The organism is Nocardioides seonyuensis, from assembly GCF_004683965.1.
GTDB classification, from domain to species: Bacteria; Actinomycetota; Actinomycetes; order Propionibacteriales; family Nocardioidaceae; genus Nocardioides; species Nocardioides seonyuensis.
On sequence record NZ_CP038436.1, the window covers coordinates 102,344 to 129,341 of the forward strand.

Below are 26,998 nucleotides of genomic sequence, written 5' to 3' on the forward strand. Positions count from 1 at the left end.
AGGACTCATCGTGCGTCTGCTCAACCAAACCGCTGGTCGCCTCTCCCGGCGCCGTCGGGGTCCGCTCGCGGGCCTCCTCGTGCTGCTGCTGGGGCTGGTGATGACCGGCGCCCTCTACACGGTGTTCTCCCCGGCGCAGGCGCAGGACCAGGCCAGCGACACCGAGCAGGTGGCCCAGGGCCGTGAGCTGTTCCTCGCGAGCTGCGCCTTCTGCCACGGCAAGAACGGGCAGGGCATCTCGACCGACCGCGAGGGCTACCAGGTCGGTCCGTCGCTGGTCGGTGTGGGCGCCGCAGCCGTCGACTTCCAGGTCGGCACCGGACGCATGCCGATGATGAGGAGCGGCGCGCAGGCGCCGCGCAAGGAGCCCGTCTTCACCGACGAGGAGACCGCGGCGCTCGCGGCCTACGTCGCCTCCCTGGGCCCCGGGCCCGCCATCCCCTCCGAGTCCGACTACTCCATCGAGGGTCTCTCCGAGGAGGAGCGTGAGGAGGCGATCGTCCGCGGTGGCCAGATCTTCCTCACCAACTGCACGGCCTGCCACAACTTCAACGGCGGCGGCGGCGCGATGCCTCGCGGCGGCTACGCCCCGAGCCTCCACGGTGTGGACCCCAAGTACATCTACGAGGCGATGCTGACCGGCCCCCAGCAGATGCCGAACTTCAGCAACGGCAACCTCGACCCCGAGGCCAAGCGCGACGTCATCGCCTACCTCACCAGCATCCAGGAGAACCCCGAGTACGGCGGCTTCGGCCTCGGCGGCCTGGGTCCCGTGTCCGAGGGGCTCTTCGCCTGGCTGCTCGGCATCGGCGGCCTCGTCGGCGTCGCAGTCTGGATCGCCTCCCACACGACCCGCAGCAAGAAGACCAAGGTGGAAGCGTGAGCACCGACGACCACACCCCCGTGCCGGCCGCAGAGGCCGAGCCCATCGCCGACCCGGGTCTCCCGCCGCACACGTGGCGACCCACCGACGTCGACCCGAAGGCCGAGCGGCGCGCCGAGCGCCAGGTCGCGACCATGTTCGGCCTGTCGATGGTCTTCGTCATCCTCTTCCTGGTCGCCTACTTCACCCTCGACATCGGTGACAACTGGGACACCTTCGCCGGCCTGGGTGCGTCCACCGCAGCCCTCGGCGTCACTCTCGGCATGGCCCTGCTGCTGATCGGCGTGGGCATCATCCACTGGTCGCGCAAGCTCATGTCGGACCACGAGATCGTCGAGATGCGTCACCCCGCCGCATCCTCCGAGGAGGACCGCGCCACCACGCTCGCGGCTCTCAACGCAGGTGCTGAGGAGTCCGGCATCGGCCGACGCCCGCTCGTCCGCAACTCGTTGCTCTCCGCGGTCGGCCTGCTGGGCCTGCCCGCCGTGGTGCTCCTGCGCGACCTCTACCCCAACGCCACGGCGCCCGACGCCAGCCCGCCCGAGCTGCTCGCCCGAACGATCTGGACCAAGGGGATGCGCTTGGTGCGTGACGCCATCGGCACCCCGATCAGGATCGACGAGATCGAGGTCGGAGACCTGATCAACGCCGCACCCGAGGCGCTGTTCCCCACCGAGGAGAACGGCTACGAGGAGCTGCACGGCGCGGAGAAGGAGGTCGAGAAGGCCAAGGGCGCGATCATCGTCGTACGCATGGACCCCGACGAGATCGTCCCCGTGGACGGCCGCGAGGACTGGTCGATCGAGGGCGTGATCTGCTACTCCAAGATCTGCACCCACGTCGGCTGCCCGATCTCCCTCTACGAGCGCACCACCCACCACGTGCTCTGCCCGTGCCACCAGTCCACCTTCGACCTGGCAGACGGTGCCAAGGTCGTCTTCGGTCCGGCCGCACGTCCCCTCCCCCAGCTGCCGCTCGCGGTGGACGAGGAGGGCTACCTGGTCGCCCAGAGCGACTTCACCGAGCCCATCGGGGCGAGCTTCTGGGAGCGTGAGAAGGTATGAGCGTCGACACGAGCAAGGTCGCGAGCAGCAACCGCACCACGGCTGCGACCGCCTCCAAGCCCTCCAAGGTCGGGGGCCTGGCCACCTGGGCCGACGACCGCCTCGGCCTGGCCGGCGGCATGAAGAAGAACCTCCGCAAGGTCTTCCCCGACCACTGGTCGTTCATGCTCGGCGAGATCGCGCTGTGGAGCTTCGTCGTCGTGCTCCTCACCGGCGTCTTCCTCACGTTCTGGTTCGTCCCGTCGATGGCCCACACCACCTACGAGGGCTCCTACGACCAGCTGCGCGGCGTCGGCATGTCCGAGGCGATGGCCTCGACGCTCAAGCTGTCCTTCGACGTCCGCGGCGGCCTGCTCATGCGCCAGATGCACCACTGGGCAGCCATGATCTTCGTCGCCTCGATGATGGTGCACCTGCTGCGCGTGGCCCTCACCGGCGCCTACCGCAAGCCGCGCGAGCTCAACTGGGTGATCGGTTGCCTGCTGCTCCTGCTGGGCACGATCGAGGGCTTCACCGGATACTCCCTGCCCGACGACCTGCTCTCGGGCACCGGCGTGCGAGCCACGGACGGGTTCCTGAAGGCCTCCCCGGTCGTGGGCACCTACATGTCCTTCTTCCTGTTCGGTGGCGAGTTCCCGGGTGACTCGATCATCCCGCGCCTGTTCACCATCCACGTGCTCCTGATCCCCGGGCTGCTGCTGGCCCTGATCGCCGCCCACATGCTGCTGCTCGTCTACCACAAGCACACGCAGTGGCCCGGGCCCGGCCGGACGGAGCAGAACGTCGTGGGCTTCCCCATGCTCCCGGTCTACGCCGCCAAGGCGGGTGGCTTCTTCTTCGTCGTGTTCGGCTTCACCGCCCTCATGGGCGGGCTGTTGACCATCAACCCGGTGTGGAAGTTCGGCCCCTACGACCCGACCAAGGTCACGGCTGGTTCGCAGCCCGACTGGTACATGGGCTGGCCCGACGGTCTGCTGCGCATCATCCCGACGGGATGGGAGTCGGTGATCTTCGGCTACACGATCTCGTGGAACGTGATCATCCCGATCCTGCTTATGCCGCCGCTGATGCTCACCATCGTGCTGCTCCTGCCGTTCCTGGAGGGTTGGATCACCGGCGACAAGCGCGAGCACCACCTGCTGCAGCGCCCGCGCAACGCCCCCACCCGCACCGGCGTGATGGTCGCGCTGATGACGTTCTACGGCCTCGCCTGGGCGGCCGGCGGCAACGACATCATCGGCATCAAGTTCGACCTCAGCATCAACGCCATCACCTACTTCATGCGGGTGGCAATCTTCGTCGGTCCGCTGCTGGCGTTCTGGATCACGCGTCGCTGGTGCATCTCGCTCCAGCGCGCCGACAACGAGAAGCTGCTCCACGGCTACGAGACCGGCATCATCATGCGGTCGGCCGAGGGCGCCTACTCCGAGCGTCACCTGCCGATCAGCAACAGCGCGGCCTACACGCTCACCGCGCGTGACCGTGACCAGGTGCTCGCCGTCGACGGCGCTCCCGACGAGGGCGGGGTGGCCGCACCCGGCTCCCGCTCCCAGCGGATCAGGGCCAGGTTGTCCCAGTGGATGGTCGGCCACAACGTGCAGAAGCCCACGGCGGCTGAGCTAGAGGAGGCCCACCACCACGCTGAGCACGTGGCGGCTCTCGAAGCAGGGCTCGACCACCCGGTCGACGGACACCAGTTCGACGACCACCGCCTGCGCGACGCGGACGACGTACCGCTGCGAGACTGAGCCAGCGCACGAAGGGCCCGCCGGATCATCCGGCGGGCCCTTCGTCGTCCTGCTCCCCCACCGCCGCCCCAGACTGGCGGCACCCGACACCTTGCCCAGCAGACTGGCGGCACACGGCACTCGCTGCGGCGGCAGGTTCAAGGGTAGGTGTCGTACGCCGCCAGGGTCACCCCGGCGGGTGTCAGGCAGCTGATCCCCCGTCGGAGGGCTGTCGCTGTCGCGTCGGCACCGTCGGCGTCACGCGAGAGACGAAGGACGCCTGGCCAGAAGGCATGAAGAGCGACCCGCGCAGCTCGTCGAGCCACGGACGGATCCTGCTGGGGTCATGAGGCCTTTCGAGTGAGCGATCGGCATCCCGGAGCACGGCGACACCGCGGTGGAGGATGTCGCCCGCGGTGTAGCCCCGACGCACATAGCCCAACCTCTCCAGCGTCCGGTCTCGACGGCGGTCCTTCACCCGACGCGGCGCCTGCTCATGCTCGTCGCCGTCGTACTCGTGACCCGCGTTGGTCCCGATGAGTATGAGGTCCAGGCGCGCCACCTCCTCGCCATGCTCGTTGACGACCACGAACTGCGGCTCGACGTCCACGTCGCAGAACACGTGGAGCAGCCGGGTCAGCGTCTCGAACACCGACTCCGATCGCGCGTCGGCCAGCGCCAGCGCGCGTCTGAGAGCCAGCCCACCAGGACGGCGCGGCTTGATCACGGCCTCGATCTCGTCGACGCCCGCCTGCTTGGTCTGGAGCACGCAGTCGAGGAGGACCACCATGTCGATCAGGCTCAGCCAGCGCGCGCACGCAAGCAGGGTCTCGGGGACCGAGGCGCATCTGAGGCCGCCGATCTCCTCGAACTCCATGGGGCGGGCATGCCGACTGGTCCTCACCCCCGACCGCATCGGGCGCGGGTCGTCGAGACCGAGCGCCAAGAAGATCGGGGTGCCCTCGGGTAGGGGTGGTAGCCACCACCCGCGGACGCGTGCGGAGGTCAGCCCCGTGAAGCATCCTGCGTCAGGCATCAGCAGTTGCCACGCGTGCAGGCCGGCCACGTCATCGGTGCCGAGGTCTGCCCGCCGGTGGACGGCATACGACTCGCGGACGTAGGCCCTGATCCGAGGATGTCCGCGGACGGCTTGGGGTAGGTCACTCGGCTGTCTCTCGTCGGCACTCATGTCGGCCGAGCGTGCCGGGCGTCACCTCGCCCGACCAGCACGATGATGTGCACCTGTGGAGGGAGAGACCGCCCGCTGCCCTGTTGACAGTGGCTGGCCGGTACGACGCCTCGAACGCGCCGCTGTCGCACGTCCCGGCCGGGACTGGCGGCACCCGATTTGTGACGCCGCACCCTGGCGGCACTCGACATGAAATCTCGCGACCACACGGTCGTGTGCCGCCACTCTGGGATTCCTGGGTGACGGGTGCCGCCAGTCTGAGGGTGAGGGGCTGTCGTGTGCCCCCAGGATCGCGGGCCGGGGACGGTCAGTGCAGGGCGGAGCCCGCGCGGTAGTCGGCGAACGAGGCGTTCCAGTCGCCGTAGCCGTTGGTGAGGGACATCTGACGATCAGACCCTGTCACCTCGACCACGTCTCCGCGATGAGTGAGGTCGTAGAGCCAGGCGGCATCGGCCACGCTCATCCCCACGCAGCCGTGGGACACGTTGGCCGACCCCTGAGAACCTGCCGACCATGGCGCGGCGTGCAGGAACTCTCCCGAGTAGGTCACTCGCAGGGCGTACTGGACGTTGGCGAGGTCGTAGTACTCGGGGTCGTCCTCGGAGACCCCGATCGTGCTGGCGTCCATGCGCTTGCGGCGGAACTTCTCGATGATCACCTTGGTGCCTGAGCGGGTCTCCCAGCCAGGCTTGCCCGCGCTGACCGGGATCGTCCGGGCGAGCTTGCCGTTGATGAACGTGCGCATGACGTGTGCGTCGACGTCGACCTTGCTCACCACCGAGTCGCCGACGCGGAAGTCGATGCTGCGGCTCTCCTGGCCGTAGAGACCCTCACCGGCAGCGACGGAGTTGATGTCGAGCTCGACGTGGACGTCGGTCCCGGGCTGCCAGTAGCTCCGTGGCCGCCAGTGAGCCTCGAGGTCGCTCAGCCAGTGCCAGGAACCGGCCTGTCGAGGGCTGCTGGTGACGATCATCTGCCGCTCGAAGGCGGCGCGGTCGCTCACCGGGAGGTCGAAGGTGACGACCACAGGCATGCCCACCCCCACGGTCTCCCCGTCCAGGGGAGCCACCGAGGCGTAGACCTGCTGGTCCAGCGTGAGGTCAGCAGTGTGGAAGCGAGCGCGGCGTCGGACCTTGGAACCGTCGGCACGCTCGGCCGTCACACGGACGGTGTAGTCAGTGCTGGGCTCCAGCCGCCCCGTGGCGCGCCAGGCGCCGTCGCCGACGGCGCCGGCGAGCTCACCCGCGGACGAGGTGACCTTGACCCGACCGAGCTCTGCCCCTTGCACGTCGACCCGGAGCCTGTGGTCGACCGGCACCGACGCGCCCTGGGGGAGGTTGGTCATGAGCTTCACCGGCGTTGGCGGCGTCGCCTCGTCGGCCGATCCCCGCTCGGTGGCCGATCTGGCGGAGTCACCTGCCTCGGCTTCGCAGGCGACCAGGGCCAAGCAGGTGAGCAGCGTGAGCACGGCAGCGGCACGTCGTCGCAGCACCGCTCGGCGCGGCAGGCGCACAGACATCGAGATCCCCCATGAGGTTGCGTTCACGTTCCTGGCAACCCTAACCACGCCCGCCGACAACCTCCGATTCGAGAAGGGCCCCGAGGACGCCGCGACCCGCCCGAGGAGCTCGGGCGGGTCGTCGACAGTCGTGGAGCGGGACGGTGCTCAGTGAGCGTGCTCTCCGCGGTAGTACTCGAAGATGAGGCCGCACAGCGCAAGGGAGCCGAGCGCTCCTCCGATGATCACGAGCCACCATGCCAGGAACGCGACGCCGTAGACCATGACCGCCAGCGTCAGGGCGCACCACAGTGGCCACCACGAGTAGGGCGGGAAGAAGCCCAGCTCGCCGGCACCGTCGGCGATCTCGCCCTCCTGCAGGTCCTCGGGACGGGGGTCCATCTTGCGAGCGTGGAACCCGAGGTAGAGGGTCACCATGCCCACGAGCAACGTCGTCATCGTCAGCGCCGAGGTGCCGGTCGGGTCATAGGTGATGAACCAGTAGGCAGGAGCGACCAGCGCGAAGAAGACGGTGGTGATACCGAAGATCAGGGTCTCTGCCTTCATGACTTGTCTCCCTCAGTGGTCTCGGAGGCGTCGGGGCCGTCCTCGATGCGGTCGCGGAGCATCTCCTCGCGGCCCTGGGTGTCCGGAGCGTCCGCCGGCTCGTCGTGCCGCTCGGCCGGGTTCTCGCCGAGCTCGAGGAGTGCGACCTCCGGGTGGTGCAGGTCGAAGGCAGGCGACTCCGAGCGGATGCGCGGCAGCGACGCGAAGTTGTGGCGCGGCGGCGGGCAGCTGGTCGCCCACTCCAGCGAGCGTCCCCAGCCCCACGGGTCGTCGACCAGGACCTTGGGTCCCTTGGAGCTGACGAACACGTTGTAGAGGAACGGCAGCGTGGAGGCACCCAGCAGGAACGCGCCGATCGTCGAGATCTGGTTGAGCGTGGTGAACCCGTCGTCGGGCAGGTAGTCGGCGTAGCGACGCGGCATGCCCTCGACACCGAGCCAGTGCTGGACCAAGAACGTGAGGTGGAAGCCCACGAAGAGCAGCCAGAAGTGGACCTTGCCGAGGCGCTCGTCGAGCATCCGCCCGGTCATCTTCGGCCACCAGAAGTAGAAGCCGGCGAACATAGCGAACACCACGGTGCCGAAGACGACGTAGTGGAAGTGCGCCACCACGAAATAGGAGTCGGACACGTGGAAGTCGAGCGGGGGGCTGGCCAGGATGACACCCGTCAGGCCGCCGAAGAGGAAGGTCGTGAGGAACCCGAGCGACCACAGCATGGGGGTGTCGAAGGACAGGGACCCACCCCACATCGTGCCGATCCAGTTGAAGAACTTCACCCCGGTGGGCACCGCGATGAGGAAGGTCATGCCGGAGAAGAACGGAAGGTCGACCGCTCCGGTGACGAACATGTGGTGGGCCCACACCGCCACCGAGAGCATCGCGATGCCGAGCGTGGCTCCGACGAGGCCGACGTAGCCGAAGATCGGCTTGCGGGAGAAGACCGGCAGGATCTCCGAGACGATGCCGAAGAACGGCAGCGCGATGATGTAGACCTCGGGGTGGCCGAAGAACCAGAAGAGGTGCTGCCACAGGATCGGGCCGCCGTGGGACGGGTCGAAGACGTGGGCACCGAGGAGGCGGTCGGCCTCCAGCGAGAGCAGAGCGCCCGCGAGGATCGGGAAGACCATGATCACGAGCATCGAGGTGATCAGGGTGTTCCAGACGAAGATCGGCATCCGGAACATCGTCATTCCCGGTGCACGCATGCAGATGATCGTGGTGATGAAGTTGACCGCACCCAGGATCGTGCCGAGACCGGCGAGCCACAGGCCCATGATCCACAGGTCACCACCGACGCCCGGGCTGCGCACGGCGTCGGAGAGCGGCGTGTAGGCGAACCACCCGAAGTCGGCCGCGCCCTGCGGGGTGAGGAACCCCGAGGCCGCGATCAGGCCGCCGAACAGGAAGAACCAGTAGCTCAGCATGTTCAGGCGCGGGAAGGCGACGTCGGGGGCGCCGATCTGCAGCGGCATGATCACGTTGGCGAAGCCGAAGAACAGTGGCGTCGCGAAGAGCAGCAGCATGATCGTGCCGTGCATCGTGAACAGCTGGTTGTAGAGCTGGTCGTTGACGACCTGGGTGCCGGGGAAGGCGAGCTCGGAACGGATCAGCATGGCCATCAGGCCGCCGACCATGAACCACGCGAACGAGGTGCCGAGGTAGAGCTTGCCGATCAGCTTGTGGTCGGTGGTGGTGAGCACCCTCACCACCTGCTGGCCGAGCGGCGGCTTGCGGTCCTCCGTGGTCACGGAGGCAGTTGCGGCGGTCACTCGTGGCTTCCTTCCTGTGCGTGCTCGTCGAGGCCGACCTGGTCGTTGACGTAGTCGCCACCGAGCACGGGCTCGTCGGAGACGTCACCGCTGGCCCGGAGCTCCTCGACGTAGGCGGCGTACTCCTCCTGGCTGACCACCTCGACGGTGAAGAGCATCCGGGCGTGGGACTCACCGCACAGCTCGTAGCACTTGCCGGCGAAGGTGCCCTCGACGGTGGGCGTGACCTGGAGCTGGTTGACGCGTCCGGGGATCACATCGAGCTTGGTCAGGAACGCCGGCACCCCGAAGGAGTGGATGACGTCCGGGGAGTGGAGGTTGAACTGGACGACCTGGTCCACCGGGAGCACGAGGGTCGGGATGGTGCCGGCGTCTCCGGAGGTGTAGGCGTACTCGCCGTAGGCGTACTCGCCGTTCTCGGGGTCGGCCTCGGCGGTGTTCTGCTCGCCGATGCCGTGGTTGAAGGTCCACGTCCACTGCTGGCCCATGACCTCGATGGTGACGTCGGGGTCGGGCGAGATGTTGGTCATCTCGTCCTGCACCTTGACGGTGTGGAAGAAGAAGACGACGACCATGAGGACCGGGGCGATCGTGTAGAAGACCTCGAGCGGGAGGTTGTAGCGCGTCTGCACCGGGATCTCGTCGTCGTTGCGGCGACGGAAGCGCCACATCGCGTAGAAGATGAGGCCCCAGACGATGACACCGGTGACCATCGCGGCCACCCACGCCCAGCGCCACAGGTCGAAGGTGTAGGGAGCCTGGGCGCTGGCGGGATCCGGCATGGCCAGGTTGGCCCACTGGTCCCTGGTCCACGCGTCACCACCACAGGCGGACAGCGACATCAGGAGCGCACCCAGCATCGCGCCCATCGCCACCCGCTTGGTGCGCGCGGCGGTGCGCTTGGGGAGTTGCAGACCCACGAACGAGCCTCTCTCTCGGTCCATCTCGACTCACCAACACTATCCCCAAAGCAGGACGACAGCATGGGCAGGGTCGAGTGTCGGGCGTGGCATAGGTTGCCCCTCGTGACGACCGACTTCGATTCCGCGTCGTCGGGGCCTCTGCACCCGGCCGCCCGAGAGGCGTTCGCGGCTGCGCTGGAGCAGGGGTACGCCGACCCGCGCCGGCTCCACGGACCCGGCCGCACGGCCCGCCTGCTCCTGGAGAACGCCCGCGCGGCGGTGGCGGAAGCACTGGACGTCCGTCCCGACGAGGTCACCTTCACCCCCAGCGGCACCCACGCGGTCCACCAGGGCCTCCTGGGCCTGGTGCGCGGGTCGCGTCGCGGTGACGTGGTGGTGCACTCCGCGGTGGAGCACTCCGCGGTCAGGCACGCGATCGACTGGGGTGCCCGGTCAGCGCCGGTCGGCGTGATGGGAGATGGCCGGGTCTACGACGGCGACCTCGTCAACGAGGCGGTCGCGCCGGAGGTGGGCGTGGTCGCGCTCCAGACCGCCAACCACGAGGTCGGCACCGTCCAGCCGGTCGGCGAGTTCCGGCTGCCCAACGACATCCCGCTCTTCACCGACGCGTGCGCCTCCATGGGGCGGCTGCCGCTGCCCGGTGGCTGGGCGGTGGCGGCCGGGTCGGCCCACAAGTGGGGCGGCCCCGCCGGGGTGGGCGTCCTGCTGGTTCGCAAGCGCGCGCGCTGGCGCAACCCCTTCCCCGTCGACGACCGGATCGACGAGCGGACTGTCGGCTTCGAGAACGTCCCCGCCATCCTGGCCGCGGCCGCGTCGCTCCAGGCCGTGGTGGCCGAGCGGGACGAGGTCAACGCGCGGCACCGACGACTCGTGGACGTCGTACGACGCCGGGTGGCCGCCGAGGTCCCCGACGTGGAGGTGGTGGGCGATCCCGAGCAGCGGCTTCCCCACCTGGTGACGTTCTCCTGCCTCTACGTCGACGGCGAGGCACTCGTCAGCGAGCTCGACCGCCGGGGCTTCGGCATCGCCAGCGGATCGGCGTGCACGGCGTCCACCCTCACGCCCAGCCACGTGCTGGAGGCGATGGGGGTCCTCACCCACGGCAACGTGCGCCTCTCCTTGCAGCGCGACGTCACCAGTGCGGAGGTCGACGCCTTCTGTGACGTCCTCCCCCACGTGGTGGGCGACATCCGGGCACGGGTCGGTCTGTGAGCGAGCCGCAGCTCGAGCTCGACTGCAGGGACCAGCCCTGCCCGATGCCGGTCATCGAGCTCGCCCGGCACCTCGTCGAGGTGGAGGTCGGCGGGCTCATCGCCGTGGTCGCCCACGATCCCGCGGCGCGTGTCGACGTTCCCGCGTGGTGCCGGATGCGCGGCCAGGAGTACGTCGGTGCCGACACCGCGGCCGACGGCGCGCCCCGCTACGTCGTACGACGCCTGGCCTGAGGGGGTGTGCCTCAGGGGTGGAGCGTCTTGAGGTGCGGCTCGAAGTCGGCGACGGCCTCGGGCCCGTAGGTGGCCTCGCAGCGCTCGAGGAACGCCTTGCGGGAGAGGGTGTACTCCTGGGTGCCGATCTGCTCCACGACGTAGACAGCCAGCAGGCAGCCCAGCTGCGCGGCCCGCTCGTGGCCGAGCCCCCACGTGAGGGCTGCGAGGAACCCGGCACGGAAGGCGTCGCCCACCCCGGTGGGCTCGACCTTCTCGATCTCGGGCACGGCGGCGACGGTGATCGACTCCTCGCCCTCGCGGTCGATGCGGACGCCCTCGGCGCCGAGGGTGACGACCCAGGTGCCGACCCGGCTCAAGACCTCCTCGCGCGACCACCCGGTCTTCTGGGTGATGAGGCTGGCCTCGTACTCGTTGGAGAACAGGATCTCCGCACCGTCGATGAGGGGGCGGATGAGGTCGCCGTCGCCGAAGGCGAGCTGCTGGGACGGGTCCGCGACGAAGCGGTAGCCACGCTGGCGGCACTCGTCGGTGTGGCGGAGCATGCCCTGCGGGTCGTCGGGGCCGATCAGGACGTAGTCGGGCGCTCCCACGCGGTCGGCGATCGGCTTGAGCTCGATCTCGCGGGACTCGCTCATGGCACCGGCGTAGAAGCTGGCGATCTGGGCCATCGAGGAGTCGCTGGTGCACACGAAGCGGGCCGTGTGACGGGTCTCCGAGACGTGCACGGACTGGCAGTCGACCTGATGGCGCTCGAGCCAGGCGCGGTACTCCGCGAAGTCCTCGCCGACCGCCCCCACCAGCACCGGGGCGAGGCCGAGGTTGCCCAGCCCGAAGCAGATGTTGGCGGCGCAACCACCGCGTCGTACCTCGAGGTCCTCCACGAGGAACGACACCGAGAGCTTGTCGAGCTGGTCGACCACCAGGCTGTCGGCGAACTTGCCCGGAAATGACATCAGGTGGTCGGTGGCGATGGAGCCCGCGATGAGTAGAGACACGACACGAAACACTACCCGTGAGTACCGTTTGGGATACCAATCAGTAGCCAATAGCGTCGTCGACATGAGCCGACAGACACCTGCTTCCCACCTGACGCACGCGGAGCTCGCGCCGTCTGTGGAGCTGGCTGCCGACTGCCACGTCGTGGGTCACAACCTGCGACTGCCGAGCCCCGCGCGGGCAAGGGTGGCAGCAGCGCCGAGCCTGCGGTTCGAGGACTACCCGAGCGAGGTGGGCAAACGGGAAATTGCGATCTCCGATGCCGCCGCCCGCTTGGCGAATGCGCTTCACCTGCATCTCGACTGATCTCCCTCCCTCCCTCCCTGTCGAAGGTGTCGCGCGTGACATGACGAAGGGCCCCCGCCTCAGGCGGGGGCCCTTCGTTCGTGTCCAGGTCCTGCGTGCTCGGGCGGCGGACCGCCCCGAGCTCAGTGGAAGGAGTCGCCGCAGGCGCAGGAGCCGGTGGCGTTGGGGTTGTCGATCGTGAAGCCCTGCTTCTCGATGGAGTCGACGAAGTCGATCTGGGCGCCGTTGAGGTAGGGGACGCTCATGCGGTCGACCACGACGGTCACGCCGTCGAAGTCGGTCGTGACGTCACCGTCGAGGGTGCGCTCGTCGAAGAAGAGCTGGTAGCGCAGCCCGGAGCAGCCACCCGGCTGCACGGAGATGCGCAGCGCCAGGTCGTCACGACCCTCCTGCGCCAGCAGGCTCTTCACCTTCTCGGCCGCGACGGCGGACAGGTTGATCTGGTCGGTGCGGCGCTCGGTGCTGGTCTCGACCTGCTCGGTCATCGTGATCCTCCAGAAGTCGGTACGTGCTGCTGCCTTCAATGGTCGCACACGCGTGGATATTCCGTGGCGGCCCACCTCATCCGCCAGCCGGTCAGCGTGACCAGGTGCGGGCGACCCGCTCGGCGAGGTCGGCCAGCGCGCCGGCCGGGTCGGCGAACGCCCGCTCCTCCCCCACCGCGTCGACCAGCGAGTAGGCCGACTCGATGCCCAGGGCGCGCATCTCGCGGGAGCCGACGAGGACCTGACCGGCGAGCGCGACGCACGGCCGCAGTGCCTGGGAGCAGACCTCGGCGACGCCGTACGGCACCTTGCCCGACCTGCTGCTGAAGTCGAACGCCCCCTCGCCGGTGATGACCAGGTCAGCCGCTCGCGCACGAGCGAGCAGGCCGACGGCCTCGGAGACCAGCTCGATGCCGGGCTCGCGGCTGGCCCCCAGGAGCAGCAGCGCGAACCCGATGCCGCCCGCGGCGCCGGCTCCCTTCTCCAGGGAGGTACGACGATCGCTCGCCGTCGCGAAGCCCTCGAGCCAGCCGTCGACCTCGGCGATGCGATCCTCGTCGATCCCCTTCTGGGGACCGAACGTCTTGGTGGCGCCGAACATGCCGGTGAGGGGGATGTCGACGTCGGTGGCTGCGACCAGGGTGACGCCTGCGAGCCGGGCACGCGCCGGAGCGACGTCGACGCGCGAGACGGTGTCGAGCGCGATGGCGCCGCTGTCGAGGATCCCGTCGGACGTCGCGCCGAGGGCGGCCAGCACGCCTGCTCCGCCGTCGTTGGTGCCCGAGCCGCCCAGGCCGACCACGATACGACGGGCGCCGCTCTCGAGCGCGGCGATGAGGAGCTCGCCGACGCCCACGGTGCTGCCGAACTCGGCGCCGCCGTCCATCAGGTGGATCCCGCAGGCCTGGGCTGCCTCGACGTAGGCGACGTCGCCCACCACGAGCACCGTGGCAGGGACCTTCTCGCCGTGGGGAGCCTCCACCGTGACACCGAGGAGCTCCCCGCCCTGCGCGGCGTGGAGCACGTCCACGAAGCCGGGACCACCGTCGGCCATCGGGGCGAGGTCGAGCTCGTCGCCGGGCGCCTGGCGTGCCCAGCCCGCGGCGATGGCCTCGGCAGCCTCCACGGCCGTCAGGGTGCCGGCGAACTTGTCGGGGGCTATGAGCACGCGCATGTCCACATCCTGCCCTGCCGCCCGGTGTGCGCCGCCGGGACGTCATACGCTCGGCGCGCTATGGGTGACACGACGCATGACGTGCTGGTCAGGCCGGCGACCGAGGCCGACCTTCCGGCGATGGGCGAGATCACGTCACGGGCCTTCCACGAGGTCGACCTGCAGACCTACCAGCGCGCATGGCCCGACCCCGTGCCGCGCACGCTCGCCCGGGAGGCCTCGTGGATCGAGCGCACCCGGCACGCCCTGCGCACCGACCCGGGCGGCTGCTGGGTGGCCGAGGTGGACGGAGAGGTCGTCGGATGCGCCGTCTCGCGCGTCCGGGAGCTGATGTGGATCCTCTCCTCGTACGCCGTGCTCCCCGGCCGACAGGGCCTGGGTGTCGGCACCCAGCTCCTCCAGGCGGCGATGCACCACGGGCGCGGCTGCCTGCGAGGGATGCTCGCCTCGTCCGCCGATCCGCGCGCCGTACGTCGCTACCGGCGTTCAGGCTTCACGCTCCACCCGCAGATGCTCCTGCGCGGCGTCGTGGACCGCGCCGTCCTGCCGGACCTCGACCGCGTCCGCGAGGGGTCCCCGGGCGACCGGGACCTGATGGACTCCGTCGACCGTCAGACGCGCGGCGCCGCCCACGGACCCGACCACGAGCCGCTGCTGTCGCTCTTCCGGCTGGCCGTGGTGGACCACCCCTCCGGCACCGGCTACGCCTACGTCGACGACTCCGGCTCACCGGTCCTCCTCGCGGCGACGAGTCGCCGCACCGCCGCCCTCCTGATGTGGGAAGCACTCGCGTCGACGCCGCCGGGCGAGCTGGTCCAGGTCAGCCACGTCACCGCGGCGAACGAGTGGGCCATCGACGTGGGGCTCGCCGCGGGCCTGGAGGTGCACCAGTCGGGCTACCTCGCGCTCCGCGGCATGAAGCCGCCCACGCCGTACATCCACCACGGCAGCCTGCTGTGACCCTCCCTAGGATGGGGGCATGACCACGGTGGACCTGCCCCTGCTCCCGCTCGGCAAGGGCCGCGACCTCGACGCCGAGCGAGGCGTCGAGTGCCCCGGCGACCTGCCGCCCGCCTCCGACCCTGACCTGGTCGCCCGAGCCCTCGCGGCCAAGGAGGCCCTGGGCGAGCGTGTGTTCGTGCTGGGCCACCACTACCAGCGCGACGAGGTCATCCAGTTCGCCGACGTCACCGGCGACTCCTTCAAGCTGGCCCGCGACGCCGCGGCCCGGCCCGATGCCGAGTTCATCGTGTTCTGCGGCGTCCACTTCATGGCGGAGTCCGCCGACATCCTCACCGCCGACACGCAGCGCGTCATCCTGCCCGACCTCGCCGCGGGGTGCTCGATGGCCGACATGGCCCGCCTCGCGCAGGTCGAGGACGCCTGGGACGCGCTGGCCGACGCCGGCGTCCAGGACAGCGTCGTGCCGGTCACCTACATGAACTCCACCGCCGACATCAAGGCCTTCTGCGGCCGCAACGGCGGCGTCGTCTGCACCTCCTCCAACGCCGACGTCGCGCTGGAGTGGGCCTTCGAGCAGAAGGCGCACCTCGAGGACGGCGCCAAGGTGCTGTTCTTCCCCGACCAGCACCTCGGCCGCAACACCGCGGTGCTCAAGATGGGCATGTCGCTCGAGGACTGCGTCGTCTGGGACCCCCACAAGGCCAACGGCGGCCTCACCGTCGACGAGCTGCGAGCCGCCCGGATGATCCTGTGGAAGGGACACTGCTCCGTGCACGGGCGGTTCTCTGCCAGCGTCGTCGACGATCTCCGCGCCCAGCACCCCGGCATCCATATCCTAGTCCACCCGGAGTGCACCCACGAGGTGGTGCTCAAGGCCGACCTGGTCGGTTCGACGGAGTTCATCATCAAGACGATCGAGGCGGCCGAGCCAGGCACCACCTGGGCCATCGGCACCGAGCTCAACCTCGTCAAGCGCCTGGCCGACGCCCACCCCGACAAGAACATCGTCTTCCTCGACCGCAACGTCTGCTACTGCTCGACGATGAACCGCATCGACCTGCCCCACCTCGTGTGGGCGATGGAGAACCTCGTCGCCGGCAACGTCGTCAACCAGATCAGCGTCGACCCCGACACCGAGCGCGAGGCGCTGGTCGCCCTGCAGCGGATGCTCGACCTGCCGGGCAAGTCCCACCGCGACTGAGCCCCACGTGGCACTCCCCCGGATCGACGACGAGGAGCGTCGCCGCCGGATCGCCGTACGACACGCGCTCGCGCCCAGCGCGCGGCGGTGCGACGTCGTGGGAGTCACCCGTGCCATGACCGTCCTGCACGCCACTGAAGCCGCCACCGTCCACCTGGCCGTGGCCGCGCGCGCGGAGGGTGTCACGCCGTCCGACGTGGACGCCGCCCTCTACGACTACCGCTCGGTCGTCAAGCAGCTGGCGATGCGGCGCACCCTGTTCGTCTTCCCGCGCGACCTGCTGCCCGCGGCATGGGGCAGCGCGTCGGCCAGGGTCGCGAGGGCGCTGTCGCGCAGGGTGGCCAAGGACGTCGTCGCAGCCGGGATCACCGACGACGGTGACGCCTGGCTCGACCGCGCCTGCGAGGCGGTGCTGCTTCGCCTGGAGGAGGGCCCCGCGACGACGACGCAGCTGCGCCAGGACGTCCCGGAGCTCACCGGCACCGTCGAGATCGGGACCGGCACGAAGTGGGGCCGTCCGGTCAACGTCGCGCCGTGGGTGCTCACCCAGCTCGGCGTGCGCGGGGACGTCGTACGCGCCCACAACGCAGGCCACTGGCGCTTCAACAAGCCGACGTGGGCGTTGACCGCCCACTGGTTGGGCGATGTTCCCGAGCCCCTCGACGAGGCTGCCGGCTACGCCGAGCTCGTACGACGCTGGCTCGCCACCTTCGGCCCCGGGACAGCCGCAGACATCCAGTGGTGGCTGGGGTCGACGAAGACCGCTGTCACACGGGCCCTTGCCGACGTGGATGCCGTGGAGGTCGCGCTCGACGACGGGTCGACGGGGTGGGTCCTGCCCGACGACCTCGAGGGGACCGACCCCGTCGAGCCATGGGCGGCGCTGCTGCCGACGCTCGACCCGACGACGATGGGGTGGAAGTCGCGGGCCCACTACCTCGACGCCGCCCACGCGCCGTACCTCTTCGACACCAACGGCAACGCCGGGACCACGGCCTGGTGGAACGGCCGCATCGTGGGCTGCTGGGTCCAGGACGCCGCAGGCAGGGTGCGGCTCTCGCTGCTGGAGGACGTGGGGGCCGAAGGCCTGGCCGCCCTCGAGCGGGAGGTCGCGCGCCTCTCCACGTGGCTGGACGGCACGGTCGTCACCAACGTCTACGCCTCGCCCCAGATGAAGCGGGCCCGGCTTCCCTGATCCACGCTGGCGGCGTACGACATCCTGGCGACCAGCCTGGCCGATGTCGTGTGCCGCCACCCTGGGCAGCCCGCGGCACAGGTCAGAGACCCGGGGCACCCCAGAGCGCCAGCCAGCGTGAGAGGTCCTGCTCCATCGGCAGCTCGGCCGCGAGGTGGTCGCGCACCGAGAGCTCGAGGAGGTTGTCGCGTGCCTGCGGACCGGTGGGCGCGAAGGGGTAGAACGTGCCCTGCTTGTAGAGGTAGACGAGCCCGACCTTCTGGCCCGTGGACGAGGCGAAGGGGACCACGGAGCACAGCAGCCCGGCCTGGAAGCCCTGAGCCTCCAGGCTGGTGTTGACGGCGTGCAGGTCGGTGCACAGGCCGGTGAGGTCGTGCGGGTCGTCGTCGACCACCAGCCAGGTGAAGCCGAAGGGGTCGGTCGACAAGGACACCTCAGGCGCATCGGGGTCGTCGCGGATCAGCGTCACGACGTCGTCCTGCGTCTGCGCGAAGGCCGCGCCCGCGGCGGCGCGGTAGCAGACGGCCCCGAGCCCCGTGGGTTCCAGACCCGCGGCAGTCTGCAGCGTGATCGCCGCGCTGGGGACGAGAAAGAGGGAGTCGAGGTTGTTGCGCGTGGGGCGTGACCGCCCGCGCATCGCGTCCCACAGGCCCATGACCGCGCTCTCAGGCCGTCGGGCGGCCGAGCTCGGCCTGGATGCGCGCCAGCTGCTCGAGGCGCTTCTCCAGTGGTGGGTGGGTCGCCATCAGCGAGGCCAGGGAGGCGCCCTTGATCGCCGGGACGATGCACAGCGCACTCGCCGCATCGACGGAGCGCAGGTCCTTGGTGGGGATGGCCGCCGCCCCGCTACCACTGATCTTCTGCAACGCAGAGGCGAGGGCACCGGGCTTCATGGTGAGGTAGGCGCCCGCTCGGTCGGCACACAGCTCGCGGTAGCGCGAGAGCAGGCGCAGCAGCAGGAAGCTGACGGCGTAGACCACCAGGCTGACGAGCACCGCGACGAGGACGGCTGGCAGGGCGTTGTTGTTGCGGGAGCGCCCCATCATCCCGAACTGGGCGCCACGCATCAGCAGCCCAGCAGCGATGCCGGCGGAGGCCGCCATCGTCATCACCAGGACGTCACGGTGGGCGACATGGCTCAGCTCGTGGGCCAGCACCGCCTCGAGCTCCTCGGCGTCGAGCGTCTGGAGGATCCCGGTGGTCACGCACACCACCGCACGCTCCGGGGACCGGCCCGTCGCGAAGGCGTTGGCCATCGCCATGTCGGAGACGCCCACCCGTGGCTTGGGCATGTCGGCCAGGGCGCAGAGGCGGTCGATCATGCCGTGCAGCTCCGGAGCCTCCTCGGGGGTCACCTCGCGGGCCCGCATCGCCCTCATGGCGACCTTGTCGGAGCTCCACCACTGCCAGAAGGCGATGCCGATCGCGATGACGGCGACGATCGGCGCGTAGCCCCACCCCACGGCATAGATGACGCCGACCACCAGCGCGACGAAGAGCCCCCCGAGGAGGAACATCGTCAGGGTCATCCGGGCGGTGAGACCGGCGTCCTTGATGAAGCGGGAGTGGGCCACGGAGCGCTCAGCCGGGAATCAGGCCGTCGTCCCCGAGCAGCTCGCGGACCTCTTCGAGGGTGGCGTCGCCCGGAGGCAGGATGAGGTCGGACTCGTCCAGGCTCTCGGGATCGTGGTGGGTGCCCGAGGCACGCACGGCCGCCAGCAGGCCCTCGAGCGCGGTGCGGAACATCGCCTCGTCACCGGACTCGATGGCGGACTCGATCTGGGTGTCGAGACCGTTGAGGGCGTCGAGGGCGTGGTCCTCGAGGTCGTACTGGCCCTCGCCCAGGATGCGCACGATCACGGCTGACCGCCCTCGGTGTCGCGTCGGGCGGACTCGGGCTCGGCCTGTTCGTCGGCGAGGATGTCGCCACCGGACTCGATGGCCTGCGGCTGGCTGCCGGCCTTGAGCCGGGCGAGCTCAGCCTCCACGTCGCTGCCGGAGCTGAGGGCGTCGAGCTCACGGGCGATGTCGTCGCCGGAGTTGAGCTGCGAGGCGTCGTCGAGGGCGCCGGAGGCGATCAGCTCGTCGATGGCACCGGCACGCGCCTGCAGTTGGGCGGTCTTGTCCTCGGCGCGCTGGATGGCAAGCCCGACGTCGCCCATCTCCTCGCCGATGCCGGACATGGCCTCCCCGATGCGGGTCTGCGCCTCGGCAGCGGTGTAGTTGGCCTTGATGGTCTCCTTGCGCGTGCGGAAGGCCTCGACCTTGGTCTGCAACCGCTGCTGGGCGAGCACGAGCTTCTCCTCCTCGCCCTGGAGGTTGTCGCGCTGGGCCTGGAGGTCGGTGATCTGGGTCGTCAGGCCGGACTTGCGGGTGAGGGCCTCGCGGGCGAGGTCCTCGCGACCGACGCCGATGGCCTTCTCGGCCTGGCCCTGGAGCTTGGCGGACTGCTGCTCGAGCTGCTTGATCTGGAGCTCGACGCGCTTACGACTGGTGGCGACGTCGGCCACGCCGCGACGGACCTTGGAGAGCAGGTCGAGCTGGCGCTGGTAGCTGTAGTCCAGCGTCTGGCGGGGGTCCTCCGCCCGGTCGAGGGCATTGCTGGCCTTGGACCGGAAGATCAGGCTGATGCGCTTCATGAGACTCATCGGGGTGCGGACCCTCTCTCGTCATGCTCGGTTGTCGTCTTCACCCTAGATCCAATGCCAAGCAAGAGGTAGCACCCAGCAGCGTTGTCCGGCGCCGATCGCGGGCGTCCGCTGGTACGGCGATAGGCTGGCCGGAGCATCCGATCCCCCCGAAGGCAGCCTGAGTTGTTCCGTCGTACGAAGTCCGAGGCGCCCACCAGCGCAGCCCCGGCGACCACGTCCACGCCCGACCGACCGGGCGCGAAGGGACGGCCCACCCCGTCACGCAAGGAGGCCGAGGCGGCTGCGCGTGCGCGCGCCAAGGCCCCCCGCTCGCGCAAGGAGCAGATGCTCGCCCAGCGCAGCGCGCGGGGCGACTCCACGCGCCGGGCCCGGGAGGGCATGAAGGCCGGCGAGGAGCGCTACCTGCTCGCCCGTGACAAGGGACCGGTCCGGCGCTTCATCCGCGACTTCGTCGACGTCCGCTTCACGTTCATCGAGCTGCTCGTGCCGCTCCTGGTCGTGTCCATGATCATGGGCTACTCGGGCAACGACACCGCCGCGCGCCTGAGCAACACGCTGCTCTTCACGACGCTGATGCTGATCCTGGTCGACTTCTTCTTCATGCGGTTCCGCCTGCGACGCGAGCTCGCGCGGCGCTTCCCGGGCGAGTCGACCAAGGGCTCGACGCTCTACGCCCTGATGCGCTCCATGCAGATGCGGTTCATGCGGCTGCCCAAGGCCCAGGTCAAGGTCGGCCAGAAGCTCCCGGACACCTACCGGTGAGCGGACCCACCGCCGACGTCTCGGTCCGCGTGGCATGGGCCGATGACGCCCCCGCCGTCGCCGAGGTCCAGATGCGCGCGTGGCCCGAGATGTACGGCGACCTCTTGCCGGCCGGCGCCCTGCCCGCCGACGCTGCGGCGGTGGCCGAAGCCTGGCGAGCGGCGATGACGCGCCCGGCTGACGCACGCAACCGCGTGCTCGTCGCCCTCGAGCGCAACCGCGTCGTGGGGTTCGCGGTGACCTCTCCCGCGAGCGACCCCGACTGCGACCCGGTGGCCGACGGTGAGCTGGGCGAGCTGGTGCTGGCTCCCGACGAGCGGGGCAAGGGGCACGGCTCCCGTCTTCTCCAGGCCGCCGTGGACACGCTCGTGGCCGACCGGTTCACCCGCGCGGTGACGTGGGTGGTCTCCACCGACGATGCGACGCGCACGTTCCTCACCGACGCGGGCTGGGCTCCCGACTCGGCCCACCGCGAGCTCGACCTCGACGGGGAGGGCACGACGACGGTCAAGCAGGTCCGCCTGCACACCGCGATCGGCGACCGAGCAGGTCGTGACTGACGAGCGCTCCGGCATCGTCCGCGACGGCCTCGCCGTCGGACTGGCCACCGGCCTCTACGGCGTCAGCTTCGGGGCGATCGGGGTGGCCAGCGGCCTGAGCGTCCTGCAGACCTGCGTCCTGTCGCTCCTGATGTTCACCGGGGCGTCCCAGTTCGCGTTCGTCGGCGTCGTGGCGGCGGGCGGCGCCCCGGTCTCGGGTGCGGCTACGGCCCTCCTGCTCGGCACGCGCAACACCCTCTACGGCCTTCGCATGGCCCCGCTGCTGGGCTGGAGGGGATGGCGCCGCGCCGCCGCGGCGCACGTCCTGATCGACGAGTCCACCGCGATGAGCGTCAACCGCGGGACGCGCGCGGAGGCCCGGTTGGGGTTCGCCTCGACGGGGTTGTCGGTGTTCGTGCTGTGGAACCTCGCCACGGCCATCGGGGCGGTCGGTGGGCAGATCCTGGGCGACCCCCGCACCTACGGGCTGGACGCCGCGGTGGGCGCGGCGTTCCTCGCCCTGCTCTGGCCGAGGTTGGACGTCCGCTCCAACCAGGTCGTCGGGCTCGTCGCCGCGGCGGTGGCGCTCGTGCTGGTGCCGTTGACGGCGGCGGGCTGGCCGGTGCTGGCCGCAGGCGGGGTCGCCCTCCTCGCCGGGGTGTTGACGCGGGGAACGACCGATCCCACCGAGGTTCCCGGTCCCGGCGACGTGGCGGGGGGTCACCACTGATGTGGACGGCGATCCTCCTCGCGTGCGTCGGCTGCTACGCCCTCAAGCTGGCCGGGCTGTCCCTCCCCGCCCGCGTACTGGCCCACCCGGTCGTCGAGCGGGTCGCCGACCTGATCCCGGTGGCGCTCCTGGCCGCGCTGGTCGCCGTCCAGGTCTGGAGCACCGGTCCCGACCTCGAGGTCGACGCCCGGACCGCGGGGCTGGCATTCGCGGTGGTGGCACTGCTGCTGCGGGCGCCGTTCCTCGTCGTCGTGATCGGCGCTGCGGCTGTGGCCGCTCTCGTCCGCGCCCTCTGACCACCGGGCGCCGGGCAGGCTCAGGGGAGCGTCCCGGTCAGCTCTCCCTCGTGGATGTGGAGCACGACGTCAGCCTGCTCCGCGGCGACCGGGTCGTTGGTGGTCATCACCACGACCGCACCCCGGTCGCTCTCGTCACGCAGCGCCGCGATGACCCGCTCACGGTTGGCGGAGTCGAGCTCGCTCGTGGGCTCGTCGGCCAGGAGCACTGCGGGGTTCGTGGCGAGCGCCCGCGCGAGGGCGGCACGCTGCTGCTGGCCCCCGGAGAGCTCCTCGATGAGGTGCTCCCCCACGTCCTCGAGCCCCAGGCGGTGCAGCGCCTCACCGCTGCGGTGATCGGCTTCCTTCGGGGCCAGCCCGGAGGCGACCGCCGCGACGTAGACGTTCTCCCGGGCCGTCAGGGTGCCGACCAGGCCGTTGCCCTGAGGCATCAGTGCGATGCGCGGCCTCGAGGCCTGGTCGGGGCCGGTGACGGCGACGTCACCGAGCGACACCGAGCCGCTGCGCAGCGGGACCAGGCCTGCCAGCGCCCAGAGCAAGGTGGACTTCCCGGAGCCCGACGGCCCACGCACCGCCAGGAACGAACCCGGGGACAGGTCGAGGTGGACGTCACGCAGCGCCTCCACCCCGTCGTACGCCACGCTCATCCCTTGGGCGCACAAGGCTCTCCGGTCCATCAGTCACCCACACCTCGGCTCGGGTCCTCGACGAGGAGGACGTACTGGCCGTCGACGAGGTGGAACCTCACCAACGTGCCGGGAGGCAGGTCGAGCCGCGCGTGCTCGGGCAGCACCAGGGAGCCGTCGGCGGTCACGACGGCGTACTCCTCGCCGGAGCGTCCCTCCCCGCCGATGCGGCCGTCACGGATGGTCACGGTGCGCGGGAGGAAGTCGGCGACGTCGGGATCATGGGTGACCAGCACGATCGTGGCCCCGGTGGACCGGTTGATGTCGGCCAGGGTCTCCAGGATCGCGTCCCTGGCCCGGTGGTCGAGCATGCTGGTCGGCTCGTCGGCGAGGATGAGGCCGGGCCCGGTCGAGATCGCGACCGCGATCGCGAGCCGCTGGCGGTCAGCCGGCGAGAGGACGGACAGTGGCCGCGTCGCCGCTCCCGCGAGACCCACCTGGTCCAGCACGTCTGCCGGTGGCGGCAGGTCGACGCCGTCACTGCGTGCCGCTGACTGGGCGAAGGCGATGTTCTCGGTCGGGTCGAGGAAGGGCATGAGGTTGCGGGGTGCACCCTGGAGCAGCAGCGACACGCGCGTGCGGAGCAGACGGTCGAGCTCGGCCTCCGGGGCCTGCGACAGCTCGACGTCGTCGATGAAGATCTTGCCCGCGCTCGGCCGGAAGAGCCCTGCCAGCAGGTTGAGGAGCGTCGACTTGCCCGCTCCGGATGGTCCGAGCAGGCCCATGAACTCACCCGACCGGACGTCGAGGTCCACCCCCGACAGGGCAGCCACGTCGTGGCCCTCGCTGCGGTAGATGTGCACGAGGCGACGCGTGCGGATCGCCGATCCGTTCACAGGGCCTCCCGCGTCCGCTGGGGTTCCGACCGGCGGGCGAGACCGAGCCCGGCCGCCGCCCCGGTGCCCATGAGCGCCACGAGGCAGCACCCCCCAGCGGCCACGGCCGTCCACCAGGCGGGGCCGAGCTCGAGCAGGGAGACCTCGGGCTCCGTGGCGAACAGCGGCACGATCGGCAGGGCGATCCTCGCCCCGAGCAGGCCGCTCACGATCCCGGCGAGGACACCGACCAGGACCGCAGGGAGCTGTGCCAGGATCGCGACCCGACGCACGGCCCGCGCCGAGAGACCCGCCAGCCGAAGCCCCGCGAGGTCGCGGCTGCTCGACCGCCAGCCCGCCACCCCGACCACGACCAGGGCCGTGCCGGCCAGGAGGACCCCGAGGATCCCCACCACCAGGGCCAGCTGGAGGCTCCAGGCAGCAGTGGTGCTGCGCAGCTCCTCCTCGAGGGCCGCCGCGGATCGGGCCTCACCGGCGACCAGTCCCTGGGCGACGAGAGCCTCCTCCGCCGCCACCCGGCGCGAGGGCGAGTCGACCCACAGCTCCATTGCCGCCTCCGGCCGGCCCGGCGCCACTCGCTCGAGCGTCTCGAGGGCAGCCACCACGGTGCGGTCGCCCGAGGCCGGGGCGTGGGCGATCGTCCCGGTGACCTCTGCCGGCACCAGGAGCCCGTCGAGCCCCGTGACCGCGGTGATGCCCGCCCCGGAGGAGCCTGCGTCCTTCGCCACCCACGCGGTGGCGAGGACGGGCACGGACGAGGGGAGCCAGGCGGACACCAGCTCTGCTGCGGCCGCACCACTGCTCTCCACCTCGATCCCGAGGTCGTCACCGACCCTGGTGGAGGTCACGCTGAGGTCCGTCCCCGTCGACTGGTGCCACCCACCCCGCGGGTCCAGCCCCACCGGTGCGCCGTCGACCCGCAGGTCACCCAGGGTCACCTGGGCTCGCATCGACGAGCCCGGGACCGTCCGGAGGGCGAAGCCGGTGACGACGCACCCGGCCGAGCACGGGAGCGCGACGCTGGGGCGGGTGGTCGTACGTGCCCGGAGGTCGCGTGCCAGCCAGACCGAGGTGGGCCCGGTCTCGTTGCGCAGCATCACCCACAGGTCCACGGGCGGCGATGCCCCGTCGGCGTCGCGGGTCCGCAGCTCGTCCACCTCGAGCCTGACCTGCGCACGCTCCCCCGTGACCTGCAGCGGCTCCGCGTCGCCCGGCTCGAGGGTCGCCCACACGTCGTCGGGCGGCGAGCCACCGGGGATGAGCGCCACCCGGCCGAAAGACTCGGGAAGCACGGCCAGCACCTCGGGCGCATTGGTGCCGGGTGGAGTGACCCGCACGACAGGCGTGACGTGATCGCCCGACGGGTCGGCCTCCCTCGCCGCCGCACGCAACTGGGCGACGGTGCCGCCGCTGGCTGGTACGACGACGGACGCACCGGCGCGCTGAGCGGCAGCCAGGCTCCAGTTGCGCTCACCGACGGACAGCGCGTTGACCGAGAAGACGGCGAGTCCTGCGGCCACTGTCACCATGGCGACGGTGCGGGCCGCCGCGCCGCTCCGGGCGGCGCCGAGCATGGCCACCGACTCCACGAGGCGGCCGCGGCGGAGCAGCCAGCGCCCGAGCAGGCTCACCGCGGGACTGCTCAGGTAGGCGAGGACCACCCCGACCACCACGGCCAGGAGGGCCGGCACAGCGAGGGCGACCGGTCCATGGGCGTCACCGGAGACGATGGCGACGAGCGCCGCTCCTGCTGCAGCCACGGCGCCGGTGGCGACCACCCCGACCTGCCACGGCGACCGCCTGGCCGGGACGCGGCGGAGCAGGTCGGCCACCGGCTCGAGGCTCATGCGGTGGGCGACGAGCAGGACGGCGACCGCCAGGAGCATCGCGGCGAGCGCCAGGGCGGCCCAGAGCCGAAGGCCAACCTCCGGGAGCGTCCACACCACGGAGAGGAGCCAGCGCTGAAGGAGCGCGCAGCCGGCGACGGCGATCACCGCGCCGGGGAGCACGCCCGCGAGCAGCACGGGCAGCAGCTCGCTCACCACGTGGCGGCGCGCGCCGGTGCGCCGGCGGCCCCTCAGCCGCGCCAACGCCAGCTCGGGACGTCGTGCTTCCGCTGCTGCACGCAACGCCAGCCACAAGACCACCAGGCAGAGCAGGGCCAGCTGCGCCATGAGCAACGGGACCGTCACCCGCGCCTGGTCCACCTGGACCTCGACGCTCTCCGCGATCGTCCCGATCGTCGACTCCACGGCGATGTCGGCGTCGGTGCGCATCGCGACCTCGGGACCGAGCCGCTCGAGCACCTTCGCCACCAGCGCGACCTCGCCGGCCCCCACGCTGTCCTGGTCGAGCTCGAGACCGACGTAGGACGCCAGCCCCGCGAGGGGCAGGCGCTCCCCTGCGGTGAAGGAGCTCGCCTCCGCCAGCCAGGCGTCGTGGAACAGGCCGGTGGGCGGACCGGGGTTGACCGTGCCGGACAACCCGCCGAGGCGCTGTCCTGCCCACACCTGCGACGGCTCACGGAAGGGCGAGGAGTCGTAGGTCCCGACGACTTCCAGCTCGAGGACCCGCGGGACGGGGTCGACCAGGCCGTTGGGCCGGACCTTCGCTCCGTCCTGCGCCGAGACCTCGAAGGCCTCGCCGACCCGGAAGCCGAAGTTCTCCCGGTCAGCGGCGCTCACCAGCACCTCGCCGGGCCCGGACGGGCAGGAGCCCTCCACGATGGTGACGATCTCGCACTGCCCCGGCCGGGACAGCACCCTGCCGGAGGACTTGTGCCGGCCGGACGGCACCGACGCGTCCGCCACGTGGCCCGCGACGGGGTCGCGGTAGTAGGGCCTGATGCTGTCGGGAACGAGCTGCTCGAGATCATCCGGCGGGAGGGCCGGCCGCGGCTCGTAGTAGTCGGGGTCCGCGGTCGAGGTGAACCGGACGTCCGTGACGAAGCTCGGCGCCTGCGCGAGCTGGCGGTCGGTGGCCTCCTGTCGCATGGCACCGTCGTAGAGCGGTGCGAAGCAGACGATCGCGGTCAGGAGTGCCGAGAGGACGAGCAGGCCCGACGTCTCGAGCGGACGATTGCGGAACCGCCGCACTCTCAACCCCCTCCC

Annotated in this window: 28 protein-coding genes; 13 read left to right on the forward strand and 15 right to left on the reverse strand. The window is 70.6% G+C overall.

Going from position 1 to position 26,998, the window contains the following annotated elements; genetic code table 11:
* Nucleotides 1-10 precede the first annotated feature (10 nt).
* Genes qcrC through qcrB form a run of 3 tightly spaced genes read left to right on the forward strand, consistent with a single transcriptional unit; the run spans nucleotide 11 to nucleotide 3,695 of the window.
* Complete coding sequence (gene qcrC / locus EXE58_RS00500; RefSeq protein WP_135266076.1) at nucleotides 11-883, forward strand: cytochrome bc1 complex diheme cytochrome c subunit; 873 nt, start codon at nucleotides 11-13, stop codon at nucleotides 881-883.
* Complete coding sequence (qcrA, locus tag EXE58_RS00505) at nucleotides 880-1,947, forward strand: cytochrome bc1 complex Rieske iron-sulfur subunit (protein ID WP_167288583.1); 1,068 nt, start codon at nucleotides 880-882, stop codon at nucleotides 1,945-1,947. Before qcrC ends, qcrA begins: the two co-directional genes overlap by 4 nt.
* Complete coding sequence (gene qcrB / locus EXE58_RS00510) at nucleotides 1,944-3,695, forward strand: cytochrome bc1 complex cytochrome b subunit (protein WP_135266077.1); 1,752 nt, start codon at nucleotides 1,944-1,946, stop codon at nucleotides 3,693-3,695. The genes qcrA and qcrB overlap by 4 nt, the downstream gene beginning before the upstream one ends.
* A 181-nt stretch (nucleotides 3,696-3,876) precedes the next feature.
* Here the strand turns inward: qcrB and EXE58_RS00515 are convergent, their stop codons facing one another.
* The 5 genes from EXE58_RS00515 to ctaC all read right to left on the reverse strand — a co-directional run bounded on the left by EXE58_RS00515 (nucleotide 3,877) and on the right by ctaC (nucleotide 9,617).
* Complete coding sequence (locus tag EXE58_RS00515; protein WP_135266078.1) at nucleotides 3,877-4,863, reverse strand: hypothetical protein; 987 nt, start codon at nucleotides 4,861-4,863, stop codon at nucleotides 3,877-3,879.
* A gap of 307 nt (nucleotides 4,864-5,170) precedes the next feature.
* Nucleotides 5,171-6,382 carry a L,D-transpeptidase gene (locus EXE58_RS00520; RefSeq protein WP_135266079.1) on the reverse strand — a complete coding sequence of 404 codons (1,212 nt, stop codon included), beginning with the start codon at nucleotides 6,380-6,382 and terminating at the stop codon, nucleotides 5,171-5,173.
* A gap of 147 nt (nucleotides 6,383-6,529) precedes the next feature.
* Nucleotides 6,530-6,928 carry a cytochrome c oxidase subunit 4 gene (locus EXE58_RS00525; RefSeq protein WP_135266080.1) on the reverse strand — a complete coding sequence of 133 codons (399 nt, stop codon included), beginning with the start codon at nucleotides 6,926-6,928 and terminating at the stop codon, nucleotides 6,530-6,532.
* On the reverse strand, nucleotides 6,925-8,697 hold the full coding sequence (gene ctaD / locus EXE58_RS00530) for an aa3-type cytochrome oxidase subunit I (protein WP_135266081.1): 1,773 nt from the start codon (nucleotides 8,695-8,697) through the stop codon (nucleotides 6,925-6,927). The genes EXE58_RS00525 and ctaD overlap by 4 nt, the downstream gene beginning before the upstream one ends.
* The gene (gene ctaC / locus EXE58_RS00535) at nucleotides 8,694-9,617 is read right to left on the reverse strand and encodes an aa3-type cytochrome oxidase subunit II (RefSeq protein ID WP_244242358.1); all 924 of its coding nucleotides are present in this window, start codon (nucleotides 9,615-9,617) and stop codon (nucleotides 8,694-8,696) included. The genes ctaD and ctaC overlap by 4 nt, the downstream gene beginning before the upstream one ends.
* Nucleotides 9,618-9,722: 105 nt before the next feature.
* Between ctaC and EXE58_RS00540 the strand changes: the two genes are divergently transcribed.
* Nucleotides 9,723-10,832, forward strand: a complete 1,110-nt coding sequence (locus tag EXE58_RS00540; RefSeq protein ID WP_244242359.1) for a cysteine desulfurase family protein — start codon at nucleotides 9,723-9,725, stop codon at nucleotides 10,830-10,832.
* Nucleotides 10,829-11,065, forward strand: coding sequence for a sulfurtransferase TusA family protein (locus EXE58_RS00545; RefSeq protein ID WP_167288585.1), 237 nt, complete (start codon nucleotides 10,829-10,831; stop codon nucleotides 11,063-11,065). The genes EXE58_RS00540 and EXE58_RS00545 overlap by 4 nt, the downstream gene beginning before the upstream one ends.
* An 11-nt stretch (nucleotides 11,066-11,076) precedes the next feature.
* Here EXE58_RS00545 and EXE58_RS00550 read toward each other — a convergent pair whose 3' ends face one another.
* Nucleotides 11,077-12,063 carry a carbohydrate kinase family protein gene (locus EXE58_RS00550; RefSeq protein WP_135266084.1) on the reverse strand — a complete coding sequence of 329 codons (987 nt, stop codon included), beginning with the start codon at nucleotides 12,061-12,063 and terminating at the stop codon, nucleotides 11,077-11,079.
* 64 nt (nucleotides 12,064-12,127) lie between these two features.
* Between EXE58_RS00550 and EXE58_RS00555 the strand changes: the two genes are divergently transcribed.
* Nucleotides 12,128-12,370, forward strand: coding sequence for a hypothetical protein (locus EXE58_RS00555; RefSeq protein WP_135266085.1), 243 nt, complete (start codon nucleotides 12,128-12,130; stop codon nucleotides 12,368-12,370).
* A 122-nt stretch (nucleotides 12,371-12,492) separates the two neighbouring features.
* Here the strand turns inward: EXE58_RS00555 and erpA are convergent, their stop codons facing one another.
* Both erpA and EXE58_RS00565 read right to left on the reverse strand, forming a co-directional pair.
* Nucleotides 12,493-12,855 (reverse strand): iron-sulfur cluster insertion protein ErpA, encoded by a 363-nt coding sequence (gene erpA, locus EXE58_RS00560; protein ID WP_135266086.1) that lies wholly within the window; start codon nucleotides 12,853-12,855, stop codon nucleotides 12,493-12,495.
* A 91-nt stretch (nucleotides 12,856-12,946) separates the two neighbouring features.
* Nucleotides 12,947-14,029 carry a glycerate kinase family protein gene (locus EXE58_RS00565; RefSeq protein ID WP_135266087.1) on the reverse strand — a complete coding sequence of 361 codons (1,083 nt, stop codon included), beginning with the start codon at nucleotides 14,027-14,029 and terminating at the stop codon, nucleotides 12,947-12,949.
* 60 nt (nucleotides 14,030-14,089) lie between these two features.
* On the opposite strand from EXE58_RS00565, the gene EXE58_RS00570 reads away from it, so the two are divergent.
* From EXE58_RS00570 to EXE58_RS00580, 3 genes are read left to right on the forward strand one after another with little or no spacing between them, the layout of a single operon-like run.
* The gene (locus tag EXE58_RS00570) at nucleotides 14,090-14,989 is read left to right on the forward strand and encodes a GNAT family N-acetyltransferase (RefSeq protein WP_208544089.1); all 900 of its coding nucleotides are present in this window, start codon (nucleotides 14,090-14,092) and stop codon (nucleotides 14,987-14,989) included.
* A gap of 19 nt (nucleotides 14,990-15,008) precedes the next feature.
* Nucleotides 15,009-16,193 (forward strand): quinolinate synthase NadA, encoded by a 1,185-nt coding sequence (gene nadA / locus EXE58_RS00575; protein WP_135266088.1) that lies wholly within the window; start codon nucleotides 15,009-15,011, stop codon nucleotides 16,191-16,193.
* A gap of 7 nt (nucleotides 16,194-16,200) precedes the next feature.
* Nucleotides 16,201-17,388 carry a winged helix DNA-binding domain-containing protein gene (locus tag EXE58_RS00580; protein ID WP_135266089.1) on the forward strand — a complete coding sequence of 396 codons (1,188 nt, stop codon included), beginning with the start codon at nucleotides 16,201-16,203 and terminating at the stop codon, nucleotides 17,386-17,388.
* Nucleotides 17,389-17,470: 82 nt separating this feature from the next.
* On the opposite strand, the gene pspAB is transcribed toward EXE58_RS00580, so the two are convergent.
* The 4 genes from pspAB to EXE58_RS00600 are packed head-to-tail and all read right to left on the reverse strand — an operon-like array spanning nucleotide 17,471 to nucleotide 20,036.
* The gene (gene pspAB / locus EXE58_RS00585) at nucleotides 17,471-18,043 is read right to left on the reverse strand and encodes a PspA-associated protein PspAB (RefSeq protein ID WP_135266090.1); all 573 of its coding nucleotides are present in this window, start codon (nucleotides 18,041-18,043) and stop codon (nucleotides 17,471-17,473) included.
* Nucleotides 18,044-18,053: 10 nt separating this feature from the next.
* Nucleotides 18,054-18,962 carry a zinc metalloprotease HtpX gene (gene htpX, locus EXE58_RS00590; protein WP_135266091.1) on the reverse strand — a complete coding sequence of 303 codons (909 nt, stop codon included), beginning with the start codon at nucleotides 18,960-18,962 and terminating at the stop codon, nucleotides 18,054-18,056.
* A 7-nt stretch (nucleotides 18,963-18,969) separates the two neighbouring features.
* Nucleotides 18,970-19,248: a PspA-associated protein PspAA gene (pspAA, locus tag EXE58_RS00595; protein WP_135266092.1), complete on the reverse strand. Its 279-nt coding sequence runs from the start codon at nucleotides 19,246-19,248 to the stop codon at nucleotides 18,970-18,972.
* Nucleotides 19,245-20,036, reverse strand: a complete 792-nt coding sequence (locus tag EXE58_RS00600) for a PspA/IM30 family protein (RefSeq protein WP_208544090.1) — start codon at nucleotides 20,034-20,036, stop codon at nucleotides 19,245-19,247. The genes pspAA and EXE58_RS00600 overlap by 4 nt, the downstream gene beginning before the upstream one ends.
* Nucleotides 20,037-20,201: 165 nt before the next feature.
* Between EXE58_RS00600 and EXE58_RS00605 the strand changes: the two genes are divergently transcribed.
* Genes EXE58_RS00605 through EXE58_RS00620 form a run of 4 tightly spaced genes read left to right on the forward strand, consistent with a single transcriptional unit; the run spans nucleotide 20,202 to nucleotide 22,366 of the window.
* On the forward strand, nucleotides 20,202-20,801 hold the full coding sequence (locus EXE58_RS00605; RefSeq protein WP_135266093.1) for a DUF3043 domain-containing protein: 600 nt from the start codon (nucleotides 20,202-20,204) through the stop codon (nucleotides 20,799-20,801).
* Nucleotides 20,798-21,361 carry a GNAT family N-acetyltransferase gene (locus EXE58_RS00610; RefSeq protein ID WP_244242360.1) on the forward strand — a complete coding sequence of 188 codons (564 nt, stop codon included), beginning with the start codon at nucleotides 20,798-20,800 and terminating at the stop codon, nucleotides 21,359-21,361. The genes EXE58_RS00605 and EXE58_RS00610 overlap by 4 nt, the downstream gene beginning before the upstream one ends.
* Nucleotides 21,354-22,070 (forward strand): AzlC family ABC transporter permease, encoded by a 717-nt coding sequence (locus tag EXE58_RS00615; protein ID WP_135266094.1) that lies wholly within the window; start codon nucleotides 21,354-21,356, stop codon nucleotides 22,068-22,070. The genes EXE58_RS00610 and EXE58_RS00615 overlap by 8 nt, the downstream gene beginning before the upstream one ends.
* Nucleotides 22,070-22,366 (forward strand): AzlD domain-containing protein, encoded by a 297-nt coding sequence (locus tag EXE58_RS00620; protein WP_135266095.1) that lies wholly within the window; start codon nucleotides 22,070-22,072, stop codon nucleotides 22,364-22,366. The genes EXE58_RS00615 and EXE58_RS00620 overlap by 1 nt, the downstream gene beginning before the upstream one ends.
* A gap of 20 nt (nucleotides 22,367-22,386) precedes the next feature.
* Here EXE58_RS00620 and EXE58_RS00625 read toward each other — a convergent pair whose 3' ends face one another.
* Genes EXE58_RS00625 through EXE58_RS00635 form a run of 3 tightly spaced genes read right to left on the reverse strand, consistent with a single transcriptional unit; the run spans nucleotide 22,387 to nucleotide 26,983 of the window.
* On the reverse strand, nucleotides 22,387-23,043 hold the full coding sequence (locus EXE58_RS00625) for an ABC transporter ATP-binding protein (RefSeq protein ID WP_135266096.1): 657 nt from the start codon (nucleotides 23,041-23,043) through the stop codon (nucleotides 22,387-22,389).
* Nucleotides 23,043-23,888 carry an ABC transporter ATP-binding protein gene (locus EXE58_RS00630; RefSeq protein WP_135266097.1) on the reverse strand — a complete coding sequence of 282 codons (846 nt, stop codon included), beginning with the start codon at nucleotides 23,886-23,888 and terminating at the stop codon, nucleotides 23,043-23,045. The genes EXE58_RS00625 and EXE58_RS00630 overlap by 1 nt, the downstream gene beginning before the upstream one ends.
* On the reverse strand, nucleotides 23,885-26,983 hold the full coding sequence (locus EXE58_RS00635; protein ID WP_135266098.1) for an FtsX-like permease family protein: 3,099 nt from the start codon (nucleotides 26,981-26,983) through the stop codon (nucleotides 23,885-23,887). Before EXE58_RS00635 ends, EXE58_RS00630 begins: the two co-directional genes overlap by 4 nt.
* Between the last annotated feature and the right edge of the window lie 15 nt (nucleotides 26,984-26,998).

Bases quoted from the DNA above. Each gene is read 5' to 3' on its own strand.
- EXE58_RS00600 (WP_208544090.1), bottom strand. From the start codon at position 20,036: ATGAGTCTCATGAAGCGCATCAGCCTGATCTTCCGGTCCAAGGCCAGC.
- qcrB (WP_135266077.1), top strand. From the start codon at position 1,944: ATGAGCGTCGACACGAGCAAGGTCGCGAGCAGCAACCGCACCACGGCT.
- EXE58_RS00625 (WP_135266096.1), bottom strand. From the start codon at position 23,043: ATGGACCGGAGAGCCTTGTGCGCCCAAGGGATGAGCGTGGCGTACGAC.
- EXE58_RS00565 (WP_135266087.1), bottom strand. From the start codon at position 14,029: ATGCGCGTGCTCATAGCCCCCGACAAGTTCGCCGGCACCCTGACGGCC.
- EXE58_RS00515 (WP_135266078.1), bottom strand. From the start codon at position 4,863: ATGAGTGCCGACGAGAGACAGCCGAGTGACCTACCCCAAGCCGTCCGC.
- erpA (WP_135266086.1), bottom strand. From the start codon at position 12,855: ATGACCGAGCAGGTCGAGACCAGCACCGAGCGCCGCACCGACCAGATC.
- pspAB (WP_135266090.1), bottom strand. From the start codon at position 18,043: ATGGGCCTGTGGGACGCGATGCGCGGGCGGTCACGCCCCACGCGCAAC.
- EXE58_RS00570 (WP_208544089.1), top strand. From the start codon at position 14,090: ATGGGTGACACGACGCATGACGTGCTGGTCAGGCCGGCGACCGAGGCC.
- EXE58_RS00555 (WP_135266085.1), top strand. From the start codon at position 12,128: ATGAGCCGACAGACACCTGCTTCCCACCTGACGCACGCGGAGCTCGCG.
- EXE58_RS00520 (WP_135266079.1), bottom strand. From the start codon at position 6,382: ATGTCTGTGCGCCTGCCGCGCCGAGCGGTGCTGCGACGACGTGCCGCT.
- nadA (WP_135266088.1), top strand. From the start codon at position 15,009: ATGACCACGGTGGACCTGCCCCTGCTCCCGCTCGGCAAGGGCCGCGAC.
- EXE58_RS00620 (WP_135266095.1), top strand. From the start codon at position 22,070: ATGTGGACGGCGATCCTCCTCGCGTGCGTCGGCTGCTACGCCCTCAAG.
- EXE58_RS00525 (WP_135266080.1), bottom strand. From the start codon at position 6,928: ATGAAGGCAGAGACCCTGATCTTCGGTATCACCACCGTCTTCTTCGCG.